The 16518-nt window shown below is 71.3% G+C and carries 12 protein-coding genes; 9 read left to right on the top strand and 3 right to left on the bottom strand.

Features of this window, described 5'->3' with window-relative positions; genetic code table 11:
• Positions 1–216 precede the first annotated feature (216 nt).
• From ABZ385_RS30540 to ABZ385_RS30565, 6 genes are all read left to right on the top strand, one after another.
• Positions 217–1122, top strand: a complete 906-nt coding sequence (locus tag ABZ385_RS30540) for an MHYT domain-containing protein (RefSeq protein WP_358586488.1) — start codon at positions 217–219, stop codon at positions 1120–1122.
• 62 nt (positions 1123–1184) lie between these two features.
• Positions 1185–3338 carry an excinuclease ABC subunit UvrB gene (gene uvrB / locus ABZ385_RS30545; protein ID WP_358586490.1) on the top strand — a complete coding sequence of 718 codons (2154 nt, stop codon included), beginning with the start codon at positions 1185–1187 and terminating at the stop codon, positions 3336–3338.
• Positions 3339–3505: 167 nt separating this feature from the next.
• Positions 3506–4084, top strand: a complete 579-nt coding sequence (locus tag ABZ385_RS30550; protein ID WP_358586492.1) for a TerD family protein — start codon at positions 3506–3508, stop codon at positions 4082–4084.
• An 83-nt stretch (positions 4085–4167) separates the two neighbouring features.
• Positions 4168–6363, top strand: coding sequence for a TerD family protein (locus ABZ385_RS30555; RefSeq protein WP_358913939.1), 2196 nt, complete (start codon positions 4168–4170; stop codon positions 6361–6363).
• Positions 6364–6652: 289 nt separating this feature from the next.
• Complete coding sequence (locus ABZ385_RS30560) at positions 6653–7657, top strand: TerC family protein (protein ID WP_358586496.1); 1005 nt, start codon at positions 6653–6655, stop codon at positions 7655–7657.
• A 118-nt stretch (positions 7658–7775) separates the two neighbouring features.
• A complete protein-coding gene (locus tag ABZ385_RS30565) occupies positions 7776–8876 on the top strand; it encodes an ionic transporter y4hA (protein ID WP_358586498.1) in 1101 nt (366 codons plus the stop codon).
• 41 nt (positions 8877–8917) lie between these two features.
• Here the strand turns inward: ABZ385_RS30565 and ABZ385_RS30570 are convergent, their stop codons facing one another.
• Entirely contained in the window at positions 8918–9967 is a 1050-nt protein-coding gene (locus ABZ385_RS30570) for a S66 peptidase family protein (RefSeq protein WP_358586500.1), read from the bottom strand.
• A 76-nt stretch (positions 9968–10043) separates the two neighbouring features.
• On the opposite strand from ABZ385_RS30570, the gene aroQ reads away from it, so the two are divergent.
• On the top strand, positions 10044–10517 hold the full coding sequence (aroQ, locus tag ABZ385_RS30575; protein WP_358586502.1) for a type II 3-dehydroquinate dehydratase: 474 nt from the start codon (positions 10044–10046) through the stop codon (positions 10515–10517).
• A gap of 36 nt (positions 10518–10553) precedes the next feature.
• On the opposite strand, the gene ABZ385_RS30580 is transcribed toward aroQ, so the two are convergent.
• Both ABZ385_RS30580 and ABZ385_RS30585 read right to left on the bottom strand, forming a co-directional pair.
• Positions 10554–11210 carry an MBL fold metallo-hydrolase gene (locus tag ABZ385_RS30580; RefSeq protein WP_358586504.1) on the bottom strand — a complete coding sequence of 219 codons (657 nt, stop codon included), beginning with the start codon at positions 11208–11210 and terminating at the stop codon, positions 10554–10556.
• 10 nt (positions 11211–11220) lie between these two features.
• A complete protein-coding gene (locus tag ABZ385_RS30585; RefSeq protein ID WP_358586506.1) occupies positions 11221–11913 on the bottom strand; it encodes a maleylpyruvate isomerase family mycothiol-dependent enzyme in 693 nt (230 codons plus the stop codon).
• A gap of 227 nt (positions 11914–12140) precedes the next feature.
• Here ABZ385_RS30585 and uvrA point away from each other — a divergent pair, with 227 nt between their 5' ends.
• Together uvrA and ABZ385_RS30595 are read left to right on the top strand one after the other, a co-directional pair.
• Positions 12141–15254 (top strand): excinuclease ABC subunit UvrA, encoded by a 3114-nt coding sequence (gene uvrA, locus ABZ385_RS30590; protein ID WP_358913940.1) that lies wholly within the window; start codon positions 12141–12143, stop codon positions 15252–15254.
• A gap of 148 nt (positions 15255–15402) precedes the next feature.
• Positions 15403–16167 (top strand): crotonase/enoyl-CoA hydratase family protein, encoded by a 765-nt coding sequence (locus tag ABZ385_RS30595; RefSeq protein ID WP_358913941.1) that lies wholly within the window; start codon positions 15403–15405, stop codon positions 16165–16167.
• Positions 16168–16518 lie beyond the last annotated feature (351 nt).

Below are 16518 nucleotides of genomic sequence, written 5' to 3' on the forward strand. Positions count from 1 at the left end.
GGAAAACAGGTGCAGGATGGCCACACGTTGAACGGAGTCGCCGAAGTCGAGGACCCCGCGCGCGGGTGACGCGATTGTTTGCCGGAAAATCGGTCGGGCGTCCCGGAGTGAGCTTTACTCTCAGCCTCAGCCGACGGTCTCTCAGCCGACCGACGGCAGAGGGCAAATGGGGCGATCAAGGGCATTTGGTCACCATAGGTGGAAGGGCTACCGCGCATGCAGGGCACGGTCGACGGGTTCAGCTACGGAGTCGTCACACCTGTGGTGGCCTACGTCATGGCCTGCCTCGGGGGAGCGCTCGGCCTGCGCTGCACCACCAGATCGCTGCTCCTCGCCCACTCCTGGCGGCCCGGCTGGCTGGCGCTCGGCTCGGCCGCGATCGGCTCCGGGATCTGGACCATGCACTTCGTGGCGATGATGGGCTTCACCGTCGAGGAGGCGCCCATCCACTACGACAAGGCGCTGACCTTCGCGAGTCTCGCCGTGGCCATCCTCATGGTCGGCATCGGCATCTTCATCGTCGGCTACCGGGGCGCCACCGGCACCGCCCTGTTCACCGGCGGGACGATCACGGGCCTCGGCGTGGCGTCGATGCACTACCTGGGAATGGCCGGTATGCGTCTTCGCGGGACGCTGGAGTACAACACCCTCACGGTCGCCGCGTCCGTGGTGATCGCCATGGTCGCCGCCACCACCGCGCTCTGGGCGGCCGCACAGGTCAGGGGTTTCCTGTGGAGCCTCGGTGCCAGCCTCGTCATGGGCCTGGCCGTGAGCGGCATGCACTACACCGGAATGGCCGCCCTCAGCGTCCATCTGCACGGCCCGGGGGCCGAGCCCGCCGGTGCCTCGCCCGCCGAGATCCTCGCGCCGATGATGATCGGCCCCCTCGCCTTCCTGCTCCTGGCGGGCGTCATCGTGATGTGCGACCCGCTGATGGTGATGGGCGGCCACCAGGACCCCAGGAACCGCGCGCAGACCGGCCGGCCCGCTCCTCCCGGCGGCGCGGCCCGTCCCCGCCACCCGGCCCGCTCGTACCCCGACCGGCGCCCGGGCCTCCGGCGCGTCCCCGCACCCCGCCGCGGCAGCCGACGGCCCGGCTCGCGCACGCCGCAGAACTGGTGAGGGAGCACCGCTGAGCGGCCGATCCGGCCCGGTTGTCAGTGCTGGGTCGTACGGTGGATTCCATGCGGCCCGTATCCAAGATCGAACGCACGGTGGCACCTTTCGAGGTCGTCAGTCCGTACCAGCCAAGCGGCGACCAGCCGGCGGCCATCGCCGAGCTGGAGCGGCGCATCCGCGCAGGCGAGAAGGATGTCGTCCTCCTCGGCGCGACCGGCACCGGCAAGTCGGCCACCACCGCGTGGATGATCGAGAAGCTCCAGCGCCCCACGCTCGTGATGGCGCCGAACAAAACGCTGGCCGCCCAGCTGGCGAACGAGTTCCGCGAGCTGCTGCCGAACAACGCCGTCGAGTACTTCGTCTCGTACTACGACTACTACCAGCCCGAGGCCTACGTCCCTCAGTCGGACACCTACATCGAGAAGGACTCCTCGATCAACGAGGAGGTGGAGCGGCTGCGCCACTCCGCGACGAACTCCCTGCTGACCCGCCGCGACGTGATCGTGGTCGCCTCCGTCTCCTGCATCTACGGCCTCGGCACCCCGCAGGAGTACGTCGACCGCATGGTCCCGCTCAAGGTGGGCGACGAGATCGACCGCGACCAGCTGCTGCGTCGCTTCGTCGACATCCAGTACACCCGCAACGACCTGGCGTTCACCCGCGGCACCTTCCGGGTCCGCGGCGACACCATCGAGATCTTCCCGGTCTACGAGGAGCTGGCCGTCCGCATCGAGATGTTCGGTGACGAGATCGAGGCGCTCTCCACCCTCCACCCCCTCACCGGCGAGGTCATCAGCGACGACGACCACCTGTACGTCTTCCCCGCCTCGCACTACGTGGCGGGACCGGAGCGCCTGGAGAAGGCGGTCACCGGCATCGAGAAGGAGCTGACCGAGCGCCTGGCCGAGCTGGAGAAGCAGGGCAAGATGCTGGAGGCGCAGCGTCTGCGCATGCGCACCACGTACGACCTGGAGATGCTCCGCCAGATCGGCTCCTGCTCCGGCGTGGAGAACTACTCCATGCACTTCGACGACCGCGCCCCCGGCACCGCCCCCAACACCCTCCTGGACTACTTCCCCGAGGATTTCCTCCTCGTCCTGGACGAGTCGCACGTCACGGTCCCCCAGATCGGCGCGATGTACGAGGGCGACGCCTCCCGCAAGCGCACCCTGGTCGACCACGGCTTCCGGCTGCCCTCCGCCATGGACAACCGCCCGCTGAAGTGGGAGGAGTTCCTCGGCCGCATCGGCCAGACCGTCTACCTGTCGGCCACCCCGGGCAAGTACGAGCTGTCGCGCGGCGACGGCTTCGTGGAGCAGATCATCCGCCCCACCGGCCTGATCGACCCCGAGGTCGTCGTCAAGCCCACCGAGGGGCAGATCGACGACCTGGTGCACGAGATCCGCACCCGTACCGAGAAGGACGAGCGCGTCCTGGTCACCACGCTCACCAAGAAGATGGCCGAGGACCTCACCGACTACTTCCTGGAACTGGGCATCCAGGTCCGCTATCTGCACAGCGACGTCGACACCCTGCGCCGCGTCGAGCTGCTGCGCGAGCTGCGCGCCGGTGAGTACGACGTCCTGGTCGGCATCAACCTCCTGCGCGAGGGCCTCGACCTGCCCGAGGTCTCCCTGGTGGCGATCCTCGACGCGGACAAGGAGGGCTTCCTGCGCTCGGGCACCTCCCTGATCCAGACCATCGGCCGCGCGGCGCGCAACGTCTCGGGCCAGGTCCACATGTACGCCGACAAGATCACCCCGGCGATGGAGAAGGCCATCGACGAGACCAACCGCCGCCGGGAGAAGCAGATCGCGTACAACAAGGAGCGGGGCATCGACCCGCAGCCGCTGCGCAAGAAGATCAACGACATCGTGTCGGCGATCGCGCGCGAGGAGGTCGACACCGAACAGCTGCTCGGCTCCGACTACCGCAAGCCGAAGGCGGGCAAGGGCGCCAAGGCGCCGGTGCCCGCGCTCGGCGGCGAGGCGGCCAAGGCCGGCAAGGCCGCCACCTCCGCCAAGGCCAAGGGCAAGAAGGGCGCACAGGTCCCGACCGACCGCCCCGCGGCCGAGCTGGCCGAGCAGATCGAGGAGATGACCGCACGCATGCGCGCGGCCGCCGCCGACCTGCAGTTCGAGATCGCCGCACGACTGCGCGACGAGGTGTCGGAGATGAAGAAGGAGCTGCGGCAGATGAAGGAGGCCGGCCAGGCCTAGCGGGCCCGGAAGCACGGCTGGGGAAGGGGGGGGAGCGGCCCGTCGGCCGCTCTGTTGCAGGACCGCCACAATGTGCGGCCCGCGAGGCACCGCGGCGACCCGCACTGCATAGGCTGCCGGGCAACCGCGAGAGGCGGTTGCCCAGGCAGTTCGAGAGGGGACAGCGCGTGACGGTCAACATGACCAAGGGTCAGGCCATCAGCCTGCAGAAGGACGACGGGGGCGCCCTGTCCGCGGTGCGCATGGGACTCGGGTGGCAGGCGGCCCCGCGCCGCGGCCTGTTCGGCACCCGCACCCGCGAAATCGACCTGGACGCCTCGGCGGTCCTCTTCGCCGACAAGCAGCCGGTCGACGTCGTGTTCTTCAACCACCTGGTCAGCCAGGACGGCTCGGTGCGCCACACCGGCGACAACCTCGTCGGCGGCGTCGGCAAGGGCGGGGACGACGAGGCGATCCTGGTCGACCTCCAGCGGGTCCCCGTCCACATCGACCAGATCGTCTTCACGGTGAACTCCTTCACCGGCCAGACCTTCCAGGAGGTGCAGAACGCGTTCTGCCGCCTGGTCGACGAGACCAACGGCCAGGAGCTGGCCCGCTACACCCTCGACGGCGGCGGCCAGTACACCGCCCAGATCATGGCGAAGGTCCACCGCGCGGGCGCGGGCTGGCAGATGACGGCCCTCGGCAACCCCGCCAACGGCCGCACCTTCCAGGACCTGATGCCCTCGATGCTGCCGCACCTGTAGCCGTTGCCGCACCTGTAGACACGCGGCGGTGCTCGGGGGTGCCGCCGCGGCACGTCCGTACGTACGAGGGGGGAACGAACGCGATGACGGCCGAGCTGGTGCGGGGGCAGAACCACCCGCTGCCCGGGTCCCGCCTGGAGATCCGCGTCTCGGCCGGCAGGCCGGTGGTGGCGGGGGCCACGCTCAGCGACGCCCACGGCAAGGTGCGCGGCGTGGAGTGGGTGGCCCACCCCGGCTCGCCCGCCCTGCCGGGCCTCCAGGTGTCCCGGCAGGCAGCCGCCGACCACCGCCTCGCCGTGGACCTCGACGCCCTGCCGGACGCCGTCCACCGGGTCGACGTCCTGCTGGCGCTGCCCCCCGGCGTCGCCGGTCCGGCCACCTTCCGCGGCCTGGCCGCCCCCTTCGTCGCCGTCACCGGACTCGACGGCACCGAGATCGCCGGCTTCACCCTCACCGGTCTGGACGCCGAGTCCGCCGTCATCGCCCTGGAGCTGTACCGCCGCCAGGGCGCCTGGAAGGTCCGCGCCGTCGGCCAGGGGTACACGGGCGGCCTCGCCGAGATGCTCGCCGACCAGGGCCTGCCCGAGGCCCGCGAACTGGCGGCCGCCATCGACGACACCGTGGCCCAAGGCCTGGCCCGCTCCGTGCCCCCGCCCCACCTCACCGAAGACCCCCGCACAGGCCTCACGGCCCAGGCCCAGCAGGGGACGGCCCACCGAGACCCGGCCCACCGAGACCCGGCCCACCCGGCTGGCCAGGGCCCGGTCCATCCGACCCACCAGGACCAGGCCCGCCAAGCCCGCCGGGACCGGGACCCGACCCACCAGGACCCGACCCGCCAGCCCCAGGCTCACCAAGACCCAGCTCACCAGGGCCCGGTCCGCCACGGCCTTCAAGGCCCGGCCCGCCAGGCTCAAGCCCACCAGGACCCAGCTCACCAGGCCTACCGAGGTCCGGCCCACCAAGGCCCGGCCCAAGGACCCTCCGCCCCGCCTGTACGGCGGACGGGAGGCGACAGCCCCGCGGCGCCCGCCACCGCGGGCGACAGGGCGGCAGGTGGCGGCCCCGTCGACTACACGCACCCGGGCCGCCGGGCCACCGCGCCCCCGGTACCGCCCCCCGCCATCCCTCCCGCCGAGCCGGGTCGGCCCGCGCAGCCCGTCGCGGGTGACGCCACCGGCTGGTCCATGGACGAGCGGCTCTACAACCAGGTGTGGGGCATGTTCGAAGACCTGGCCCGCACCACGGCGGCCTACCGAAGCGCCGTCGATTTCGCCGACTCCCGCAGGGAGCAGGAGCTGGACAAGGTCCTCGACGACCCCCGCAGCCGCATCGGCGGCGCCGGTGACGCCGCCCGCGAGCGCGCCCGCGCCCGGCACGCCGACCTCGTCGGCCGGGCCAGGGCGGCCCTCGACCGCGACCTCGCCCAGCTCACCGCCGAGGCCGACGTCGTTGAACCCGCCCTGCCCCCGGCGTTCGCCGCCTGGAGCAGCCCCGTCTGGCACGCCTACCGCGCGCCCATGGAGGTCCCGATGGCCCTGCGCCTCGGCGACCTCCACCTCCCCGAGCGCCCCGGCCTGCGCATCCCGATGCTGGTGCGGCTGCCGCTGGAGCGCGGCCTGTGGATCGACAGCGGCAAGGCGCTCACCAACCACCGCACCGACCCCGCGGAGCTGCGCCGCCTGGCCATGGACACCGCGGTCGTGCACGCCGCGCGGCTGCTCGCGGTCCACCCGCCCGGCGAGTTCCAGGTGCACGTCATCGACCCGGCGGGCGCCGCGACGGCCGCCCTCGCCCCGCTGGTCACGGCCGATGTCCTCGCCGGGCCCCCGGCGTCCGGCGCGGCCGGTGTCACCGAGGTCCTCGCCCGGCTCACCCGGCGCGTCGACCTGGTGCAGATGGCGATCCGCGGCGGCGCCGCCGACGCACTGCCCCCGGACCTGGACACGGCCGAGCAGCTGTTGATCGTCAACGACTTCCCCCACGGCTTCGACGACCGCGCCGTGACCCGGCTGCGCTACCTCGCGGACGAGGGCCCGGCCGTCGGGGTCCACCTCATGATGGTCGCCGACCGCGAGGACGCCGCCGAGTACGGCCCGCTGCTCGACCCGCTGTGGCGCGCCCTCCTGCGCCTGACGCCGGTGCCCGACGACCACCTCGCCGATCCCTGGGTCGGCCACACCTGGACGTACGACCCACCGGTCCTCCCGCCCGGCGGCCAGACCCTTCGAGAGCTCCTGGCCCGGGTCGTCACGGCCCGCCGCACCGGCGGCCGGTGAGGGCGCGGCACGCCCCGCGAAGAGCGGCGCGGCCGTAGCGGTAAAGCGACTTTAGGCCCCCGCCGAACTGGGCTTTTGGCTTTTGTTTGCCATCGTCTTTACCAATCCTTGGTGTTTCGCGTACTCTGGTGTCAGCGGAGGGGAGTACTCCCGACTGCGACGTACCCGTCAATACGGACCGCCATCGGTCCCGGGGCGTCGGTCCGAGGCGCGGCGGTGCCCGCCCCGGGTGGAAGAGACCTCCGGCAGCGACGACGCTGATCAGTAGCCGTACGACGCCGGAGGCGCAGTGGACGTTTCAATGACCGTGTGGGTAGCGACCGTTCTAGGGCTGTGTGCCCTGATCGCGGTCGACTTCCTCATCGGGCGCAAGCCCCATGACGTGTCGATCAAGGAAGCCGGAATCTGGACGGTCGTCTGGATCGTCCTCGCGGCGCTCTTCGGCGTCGGCCTGCTGGTCGCCGGGGAGAGCCAGGCGTCCGGCGAGTTCTTCGCGGGCTTCATCACCGAGAAGTCCCTCTCCGTGGACAACCTCTTCGTCTTCATCCTGATCATGGCGAAGTTCTCGGTGCCCTCCCACCTCCAGCAGCGCGTGCTGCTGTTCGGTGTGCTGATAGCCCTGGTCCTGCGCGCGATCTTCATCGCCGCCGGCGCCGCGGTCATCGCCAACTTCTCCTGGGTCTTCTACATCTTCGGCGCGTTCCTGATCTACACCGCCTGGAAGCTCATCCAGGAGGCGCGCTCCGACGACGAGGAAGAGGAGTTCGAGGAGAACCGCCTGCTGAAGTCCGTCGAGAAGAAGTTCGGCGTCTCGGACCGGTACGAGGGCACGAAGCTGTTCATCCGCAGGAACGGCAAGAAGATCATGACGCCCCTCATGGTCGTCATGCTCGCCATCGGCACCACCGACGTGCTCTTCGCGATGGACTCCATCCCGGCGATCTTCGGCCTCACCCAGGACCCGTACATCGTCTTCACCGCCAACGCCTTCGCCCTGATGGGTCTGCGCCAGCTGTACTTCCTCATCGGCGGACTGCTCAGGAAGCTGGTCCACCTCAGCTACGGCCTGTCGGTGATCCTCGGCTTCATCGGCGTGAAGCTCGTCCTGCACGCCCTGCACGAGTCCGGGGTGCACGTCCCCGAGATCTCCATCCCGCTCTCGCTCTCCGTGATCTGCGGCGTCCTGGTGATCACCACGATCACCAGCCTCATCGCCTCCAGGAAGCAGGAGCGGAAGGCGGCGGCCGAGGCCGCGGCCGCGGGGGAGACCGAGAAGGACAGCATCGAGGCCTGACCGCCCGACCGTCCCCTCATCTGCCCACCCCTCACCTGCCCGCCCCCGCACCCGACCGACCCGCCCCAGGGGGCGGCACCGAGTAGCGACACCCGAGCGCCCGGAGGAGCATCGAACCATGGTCACTCGGCTCCGGGCGCTCGTCATGCGGTGGACGACCGTGGTCCCGTTCCTCGCGGTCGTCCTCCTCGCCCTCACCTGGGGGCGCGACCTGCCCGGCGTGGTCGTCGCCGTGGTGACACTGGTCCTCGCGGGAGCGGTGCTCTCCGCCGTGCACCACGCCGAGGTGATCGCCCACCGCGTCGGCGAACCCTTCGGCTCGCTCGTCCTCGCCATCGCGGTGACGATCATCGAGGTGGCGCTGATCGTCACCCTCATGGCCGACGGCGGCGACAAGAGCTCCACACTCGCCCGCGACACCGTCTTCGCCGCCGTGATGATCACCTGCAACGGCATCGTGGGGCTCTGCCTCCTGGTCGGAGCGCTGCGCCACCGCGTCGCCGTCTTCAACCCCGAGGGCACCGGTGCCGCCCTCGCGACCGTCGCCACCCTGGCCACCCTCTGCCTGGTCCTGCCGACGTTCACCACCACCAAGCAGGGCCGGGAGTTCTCCACCAGCCAGCTCACCTTCGCCGCCGTCGCCGCGCTCGTCCTCTACGGGCTGTTCGTCACCACCCAGACCGTGCGCCACCGCGACTACTTCCTGCCCCTCACCAAACAGGGCGAGGTCATCGACGCCGACAGCCACGCCGAGGGGCCCTCCTCGCGGCAGGCGCTGGTCAGCCTGGGGCTGCTCGCGCTGGCGCTCATCGGCGTGGTGGGGCTCGCCAAGAGCGTCTCGCCGACGATCGAGTCCGGCGTGGCGAGCGCCGGCATGCCGCACGCGGTGGTCGGCGTGATCATCGCCCTGCTCGTGCTGCTCCCCGAGACCATCGCGGCCGTGCGCGCCACCCGCCGCGACCGCGTGCAGACCAGCCTCAACCTCGCCCTCGGCTCGGCCATGGCCAGCATCGGCCTGACCATCCCGGCCGTCGCGGTCGCCTCCGTGTGGCTGTCCGGGCCGCTCGTCCTCGGCCTGGGCGCGACCCATATGGTGCTGCTCGCCCTCACGGTCATCGTCGGCACGCTCACGGTCGTCCCGGGCCGCGCCACCCCGCTCCAGGGCGGCGTCCACCTGGTGCTGTTCGCCGCGTACCTGGAGCTGGCGGTCACGCCGTAGGGCCCGGCCCCCCGTTGGGCGCCGGTCGCCGAACGGTCACCTCAGTACGTCACCGTGACGCGCCGCGCCGGCCCGTCGACCCGTACGAACCCTCCGTAGGGGATCACCACCTGCGGGTCGGTGTGTCCGAGGTCCACGTCGAAGACCGCCATGGTCCGCGGCGCGTACAGGTCGAGCGCCCGCAGCACGGCCTCCCGCTGCTCACGCGCGTAGGCCGCCTTCGCCTCGGCGTCCTGGGGGTTGGCGAAGGACCAGGCCTTGGCCCGCCCCATCAGGAGGGCGGGGAAGCGGTGCAGCAAGCCGCGCTCGCCCATGTTGCGCAGGATGCGGAACACCCGCTCGGCACTGATCAGTTCCTCGCAGGTCTCCAGGAACAGCACGCAGCCGTCGTACGCCGACAGGTCCCGCGAGACCTCCTGGTCCGCCATCAGGAGCCAGGAGAGGATCTCCAGCTCACCGCCCCAGGAGCGGCCCTCCACGACGTGGTCGGGGCGGTGCCAGTACCAGCCGTCACCGGGCTCGGTCGGCGGTTCCTCGGCGAAGTGGGCGGGGTCCTCCCAGGGCAGGTCGACGTCGCGGTAGCGCTCGGCGGGGGACAGTTCGTAGGGCCCGGACGTGAAGAGCGCGGCGCGCAGCGAACGCTCCGTCAGGGGCGCCATCGCGCCCGGCCGGCCGAGCTCGCACATCACGGACGCGCCGTGGTAGCCGACGATGCCGCACTGCCAGAGGAAGGCCAGCAGATTGGTGTTGTCGCTGTAGCCGAAGAACGGCTTCGGGTGCGCGCTAATCAACTCGCGGTCCAGATGCGGCAGTACGGTGATCTGGTCGTCGCCGCCGATGCTCGCGACCAGGGCCTTGACGGACGGGTCGGCGAACGCCGCGTGGATGTCGTCGGCCCGCTGCCGGGGCGTGGCGCCCATCTTGCGCGTCGAGGGGTACTCCACCGGTTCGAGGCCGAACTCCTCGCGCAGCCGTTTCAGGCCCAGTTCAAAGGGGAGGGGGAAGAGCTCCGGCAGGCCGCTGGACGGCGAGATCACGGCGACGCGGTCACCGGGCGCGGGCTTGGGCGGATACAGCGGCTCGATGGTCATACGCAGCAGCGTAGGGGCGAGATCCCCGGGGGCGCACGCGAGTTGCCGCACGCCGTCGGCGTGATAGACCTCCTCCATGACCCTCGGTACCCGCAGCCTCGCCACCGCCCCGATCATGATCCTGAACGGCCCGAACCTGAACCTCCTCGGGCAGCGCCAGCCCGAGATCTACGGCTCCGACACCCTCGCCGACGTCGAGGCCCTGTGCGCCGAGGCGGCGGCCGCGCACGGCGGCACGGTGGACCTGCGGCAGAGCAACCACGAGGGCGAGCTGATCGACTGGATCCACGAGGCGCGCGAGCACCACGCGGGCATCGTCATCAACCCCGCGGCCTACTCCCACACGTCCGTCGCGATCCTGGACGCCCTCAACACCTGCGACGGGCTGCCGGTGGTGGAGGTGCACATCTCCAACATCCACCAGCGCGAGGCGTTCCGGCACCACAGCTACGTCTCGCAGCGCGCCGACGGTGTCATCGCCGGGTGCGGGGTGCAGGGGTACGCGTTCGCCGTGCAGCGGGTGGCGGCGCTGGTGGCCGCCGGCGCGTGACGCGTCCCCCCGTCCCCCCGGTTCACCCTCCCCGTCTCACCAGCCCCGCGCGCGCCACTCCGCGAGATGGGGCCGCTCGGCGCCCAGCGTCGTGTCGTTGCCGTGGCCGGGGTAGACCCACGTCTCGTCGGGGAGCGCCCCGAAGATCTTCGTCTCGACGTCGTCCATGAGGCTCGTGAACGCCTCCGGGTCCTTCCGCGTGTTGCCGACACCGCCCGGGAAGAGGCAGTCGCCGGTGAACACGTGCGGGTGGCCGTGCGGGTCGTCGTAGACGAGCGCGATCGACCCCGGAGTGTGGCCCACCAGGTGGCGGGCGGTCAGCTCGACGCGGCCGACCCGGATGGTGTCGCCGTCGTCGACCGCCACGTCCGTCGGCACGGGGATGCCCTCGACGTCCTCGCGGCCCGCGTACGTCCGCGCGCGGGTCGCCGCGACGACGGCTTCGAGCGCCTGCCAGTGGTCGCCGTGCTGGTGCGTGGTGACGACGGACGCGATGCCGTCGTCACCGATCAGCGTCAGCAGCGTCTCGGCGTCGTTGGCCGCGTCGATCAAGAGCTGTTCGCCGGTGGCCCGGCACCGCAGCAGGTACGCGTTGTTGTCCATCGGTCCGACCGCGACCTTCGAAATCATCAGGTCCGACAGCTCGTGCACATCCGCGGGCCCGCCGACCTTCACCGCTCCGCTGTACGTCATGTCCGTCAGCCTATAGCGGGGGCAGGGCGGGCAGGAGGCCCGCTTCGGCCGTCAAGGCGGAGCCGTCGCGGCGGCCGGAGAGCCAGCCGACCAGGTCCGGCGCCGGGCCGCTGACGGTGATGGTGGCGTCGTCCGGGGCGCCCTTGCGGCCGGTGCTCCACGCGCGCGTGCCGTCCGAGACGCGGGTGGGCGGCACATCGGGATTTCCCGAGAAGCGTGCCGTGAGGAACGAGATCTCCCGCTGGACGAACTCCGCCGGCAGGTCCTCCAGCTCGTACCCGACGCCGAGGTCGACGTGGTGCAGCTCGACCTCGACCCAGCGCCGGAACGGCACGCGGGAGGCGGAGTCCGTCACGCCGTTGCGCAGGGTGACGGTGCGGGACCAGTCGGCGGGGACGGCGGCCTCGGCCTCGAAGCGGGCCGCGCTCTCCCGCAGGTCGGCGAGGTGTGCGGCCGGCGGCCTCGGGGCGTCCCGCTCGATGTCCGCGTCCCGGGCCTCGGCGCTCGGATACATGGGCCGGCCGGCGAGGACGTTCACCAGCGCGTCGGCGTTCCGGGCCAGGTGGGCGAGGACATGGCCACGGGTCCAGCCCGGCAGCCGTGACGGGCCGGCGGTCGAATCGTTGTTCAGTTCCGCGGCTGCGGTGAGCAGCCGCTCGGTCGCGTCACGTACAGACGCCAGGTCGCGCACATGATCAATCATGGGGCCGACGATAGCTGTGTCACACGTCCGGGTGAAGGTGTCCAGGTCACCCCGGTAATCGAATGTGCGTGCTATATGGTCGGACGTGGCATCGGGCATTCTTGACGGTCCGGATGTGTTCCACAGGTGAACCGGGGAACCAGCCCGGCGTTGTCAGTGGCTCGCCCTAGTCTGTGAAAGACGGGGTTTCGTCCCTGTCACTTCTCTCTAGAAAGGTGCGGACCGGCGTGGCCGACCGTCTCATCGTCCGTGGCGCGCGCGAGCACAATCTCAAGAACGTCTCGCTCGACCTCCCGCGTGACTCCCTCATCGTGTTCACCGGACTCTCCGGGTCGGGCAAGTCCTCGCTCGCGTTCGACACGATCTTCGCCGAGGGCCAGCGGCGGTACGTCGAGTCGCTGTCCTCGTACGCCCGGCAGTTCCTCGGGCAGATGGACAAGCCCGACGTCGACTTCATCGAGGGCCTCTCGCCCGCGGTCTCCATCGACCAGAAGTCGACCTCGCGCAACCCTCGCTCGACGGTCGGCACCATCACCGAGGTCTACGACTACCTGCGCCTGCTCTTCGCGCGCATCGGCAAGCCGCACTGCCCCGAGTGCGGCAGGCCCATCACCCGCCAGTCGCCGCAGGCCATCGTCGACAAGGTCCTGGAACTGCCCGAGGGCAGCCGCTTCCAGGTGCTGTCCCCGCTGGTGCGCGAGCGCAAGGGCGAGTTCGTCGACCTCTTCGCCGACCTCCAGACCAAGGGGTACTCCCGCGCGCGGGTCGACGGCCGGACGATCCAGCTCTCCGAGCCGCCCACGCTGAAGAAGCAGGAGAAGCACACCATCGAGGTGGTCGTCGACCGCCTCACGGTGAAGGACTCCGCCAAGCGCCGCCTGACCGACTCCGTGGAGACCGCCCTCGGCCTCTCCTCGGGCATGGTCGTGCTCGACTTCGTCGACCTGCCCGAGGACGACCCCGAGCGCGAGCGCATGTACTCGGAGCACCTCTACTGCCCCTACGACGACCTGTCGTTCGAGGAGCTGGAGCCCCGATCCTTCTCCTTCAACTCGCCCTTCGGCGCCTGCCCCGACTGCACGGGCATCGGTACGCGCATGGAGGTCGACCCCGAGCTGATCGTCCCGGACGAGGACAAGTCGCTCGACGAGGGCGCCATCCACCCCTGGTCGCACGGCCACACCAAGGACTACTTCGCCCGGCTGGTGGGCGCCCTCTCCGACGCCCTCGGCTTCTCCACCGACATGCCCTGGGCCGGCCTGCCCCAGCGCGCCAAGAAGGCCCTGCTGTACGGCCACAAGACGCAGATCGAGGTGCGCTACCGCAACAGGTACGGCCGCGAGCGGGTCTACACCACGGCCTTCGAGGGCGCCGTCCCCTTCGTCAAGCGCCGCCACAGCGAGGCCGAGAGCGACGCCAGCCGCGAGCGCTTCGAGGGCTACATGCGCGAGGTGCCCTGCCCCACCTGTGAGGGCACGCGCCTCAAGCCGATCGTCCTCGCGGTCACGGTCATGGGGAAGTCCATCGCCGAGGTCTCCGCGATGTCCATCAGCGACTGCGCGGACTTCCTCGCCGAGCTGACGCTGGGCGCCCGCGACAAGAAGATCGCCGAGCGCGTCCTGAAGGAGGTCAACGAACGGCTGCGCTTCCTGGTCGACGTCGGCCTGGACTACCTCTCGCTGAACCGCGCGGCCGGCACCCTCTCCGGAGGCGAGGCCCAGCGCATCCGCCTGGCCACCCAGATCGGCTCCGGCCTGGTCGGCGTGCTCTACGTCCTGGACGAGCCGTCCATCGGTCTCCACCAGCGCGACAACCACCGGCTCATCGAGACCCTCGTACGCCTGCGCGACATGGGCAACACGCTCATCGTCGTCGAGCACGACGAGGACACCATCAAGGTCGCCGACTGGGTGGTCGACATCGGCCCCGGCGCGGGCGAGCACGGCGGCAAGGTCGTGCACAGCGGCTCCATGAAGGAGCTGCTCGCCAACGACAAGTCGATCACCGGGCAGTACCTCTCGGGCAAGAAGTCCATCCCGGTCCCGGACGTGCGCCGGCCCGCCGACCCGGCCCGGCAGCTCACCGTGCACGGTGCCCGGGAGAACAACCTCCAGGACATCGACGTCTCCTTCCCGCTCGGCGTCCTCACGGCCGTCACGGGCGTCTCGGGCTCCGGCAAGTCGACGCTGGTCAACGACATCCTCTACACGCACCTGGCCAGGGAGCTGAACGGCGCCCGCTCCGTTCCCGGCCGCCACACGCGCGTGGACGGCGACGACCTCGTGGACAAGGTCGTGCACGTCGACCAGTCGCCCATCGGCCGCACCCCCCGGTCGAACCCGGCGACGTACACCGGCGTCTTCGACCACGTCCGCAAGCTGTTCGCGGAGACCACGGAGGCGAAGGTGCGGGGCTATCTCCCCGGGCGCTTCTCCTTCAACGTCAAGGGCGGCCGCTGCGAGAACTGCTCCGGTGACGGCACCATCAAGATCGAGATGAACTTCCTGCCGGACGTGTACGTCCCGTGCGAGGTCTGCCACGGCGCGCGCTACAACCGCGAGACGCTGGACGTGCACTACAAGGGCAAGTCCATCGCCGAGGTCCTCGACATGCCGATCGAGGAGGCGCTCGGCTTCTTCGAGGCCGTGCCCGCCATCGCCCGGCACCTGCGGACGCTCACCGACGTCGGCCTCGGGTACGTGCGCCTCGGCCAGTCCGCCCCCACGCTCTCCGGAGGCGAGGCCCAGCGCGTGAAGCTGGCCTCCGAGCTCCAGAAGCGGTCCACGGGCCGGACCGTGTACGTCCTGGACGAGCCGACCACCGGTCTGCACTTCGAGGACATCAGCAAGCTGATCACGGTCCTTTCCGGGCTGGTCGACAAGGGCAACACGGTCATCGTCATCGAGCACAACCTCGACGTGATCAAGACCGCGGACTGGGTCGTCGACATGGGCCCCGAGGGGGGCAACGGCGGCGGCCTGGTCGTCGCCGAGGGCACGCCCGAGGAGGTCGCGGGCGTGACGACGAGCCACACCGGCAAGTTCCTGCGGGACATCATCCCGCCGGACCGGATCAGCGACGCGCTGCCCTCGCAGGGGCGGGCGCGGGCCAAGAAGGCCCCGGCGAAGAAGCCGGCCGCGAAGCGGGCGGTGGCGGCGAGCGCCACGGCCACGAAGAAGACGGCCACGGCCAGGACGGGCGCCCCCGCGAAGAAGGTGGCCGCCGAGAAGGCTGCCCCCGCGAAGAAGGCCGCCCCGGCCAAGAAGGCCGCGCCTGCGAAGAAGGCGGCCGTCGCCAAGAAGACGGCCGCCAAGAAGACGACGCGGGCCCGCAAGGCCTGACCGGCGTCACCGGCCACAAGGCCTGACCGGCGTCACCGGTCGACCGAAGCGCCCCGCCCCCACGTCCGGGGGCGGGGCGCTTCGCCGTGCGGCGCAGGGGATGGCGCGTCCTTGTGGGGGCGGCCCTGGCCGTGGTCGGCTGGAGGACATGTCCGTACGCAGTGAACGCACCGGCCCCGTCACCACCATCGTGCTCTCCCGGCCCGCGGTGCGGAACGCCGTCGACGGGCCGACCGCCCACGCCCTGGCCGACGCCTTCCGCGCCTTCGACGCCGACCCCGAAGCGTCCGTCGCCGTCCTGTGGGGCGAGGGCGGGACCTTCTGCGCGGGCGCGGACCTGAAGGCCATCGGGACGCCCGAGGGCAACGACGTGACGGCGGACGGGGACGGCCCCATGGGCCCCACCCGGATGCGGCTGGGCAAGCCGGTGATCGCGGCGATCTCCGGTCACGCCGTCGCGGGCGGCCTCGAACTCGCCCTCTGGTGCGATCTGCGGGTCGCCGAGGAGGACGCCGTCCTCGGGGTCTTCTGCCGCCGCTGGGGCGTCCCCCTCATCGACGGCGGAACGGTGCGGCTGCCCCGGCTGATCGGCGAGAGCCGTGCCATGGACCTGATCCTCACGGGCCGCCCGGTGGGCGCGGCGGAGGCGCTCGGCATGGGCCTGGTCAACCGCACGGTCCCCACCGGCACCTCGCGCGCCGCCGCCGAACGCCTCGCCGCCGAGATCGCCGCGTTCCCGCAGACCTGCCTGCGGCACGACCGGCTCTCCCTCCTCGAACAGGGCGGCCTGCCCGAGCGGGAAGCGATGGCGGGAGAGTCGCGCCACGGCAGGCACTCCCTCGCGGGGGCCACGGAGGGCGCCGCCCGCTTCACGGCGGGCGCGGGACGCCACGGGGCGTTCCCGAAGGGGTGAGCACCCCGGGGCCGGGCGCGCGACCCCGGCCCTCCCCGGGGGGGACTGGATGGGCAGCCCGTGTGCGACCCGGGCGCACTGGCCCGAGGGGAACCGGATGGGCTGCCCTGAGCAACCGGCCGCATTGCCCGAGCGGACCCCGATAGGCAGCCCCGAGGGGACCCGGGCAGGCAGCCCCGTGTCCGACCCGGGCGCGTTGCCCCGAGCGGGCGGGAAGGGCAGCCCCGAGGGGATCCGCTTGGGCAGAGCCCCGAGCGGGCCCCGACAAGCAGGCCCGAGGGGACCCGGGCACGCTGCTCCGAGGGGACCCGGATGGGCGGCCTCGAGCGGACCCCGACAGGCAGCCCCGAG

This window comes from Streptomyces sp. NPDC005898 (assembly GCF_040629635.1).
GTDB lineage: Bacteria > Actinomycetota > Actinomycetes > Streptomycetales > Streptomycetaceae > Streptomyces.

Bases quoted from the DNA above. Each gene is read 5' to 3' on its own strand.
- ABZ385_RS30540 (WP_358586488.1), top strand. From the start codon at position 217: ATGCAGGGCACGGTCGACGGGTTCAGCTACGGAGTCGTCACACCTGTG.
- uvrB (WP_358586490.1), top strand. From the start codon at position 1,185: ATGCGGCCCGTATCCAAGATCGAACGCACGGTGGCACCTTTCGAGGTC.
- ABZ385_RS30555 (WP_358913939.1), top strand. From the start codon at position 4,168: ATGACGGCCGAGCTGGTGCGGGGGCAGAACCACCCGCTGCCCGGGTCC.
- ABZ385_RS30565 (WP_358586498.1), top strand. From the start codon at position 7,776: ATGGTCACTCGGCTCCGGGCGCTCGTCATGCGGTGGACGACCGTGGTC.
- ABZ385_RS30570 (WP_358586500.1), bottom strand. From the start codon at position 9,967: ATGACCATCGAGCCGCTGTATCCGCCCAAGCCCGCGCCCGGTGACCGC.
- aroQ (WP_358586502.1), top strand. From the start codon at position 10,044: ATGACCCTCGGTACCCGCAGCCTCGCCACCGCCCCGATCATGATCCTG.
- ABZ385_RS30580 (WP_358586504.1), bottom strand. From the start codon at position 11,210: ATGACGTACAGCGGAGCGGTGAAGGTCGGCGGGCCCGCGGATGTGCAC.
- ABZ385_RS30585 (WP_358586506.1), bottom strand. From the start codon at position 11,913: ATGATTGATCATGTGCGCGACCTGGCGTCTGTACGTGACGCGACCGAG.
- ABZ385_RS30595 (WP_358913941.1), top strand. From the start codon at position 15,403: ATGTCCGTACGCAGTGAACGCACCGGCCCCGTCACCACCATCGTGCTC.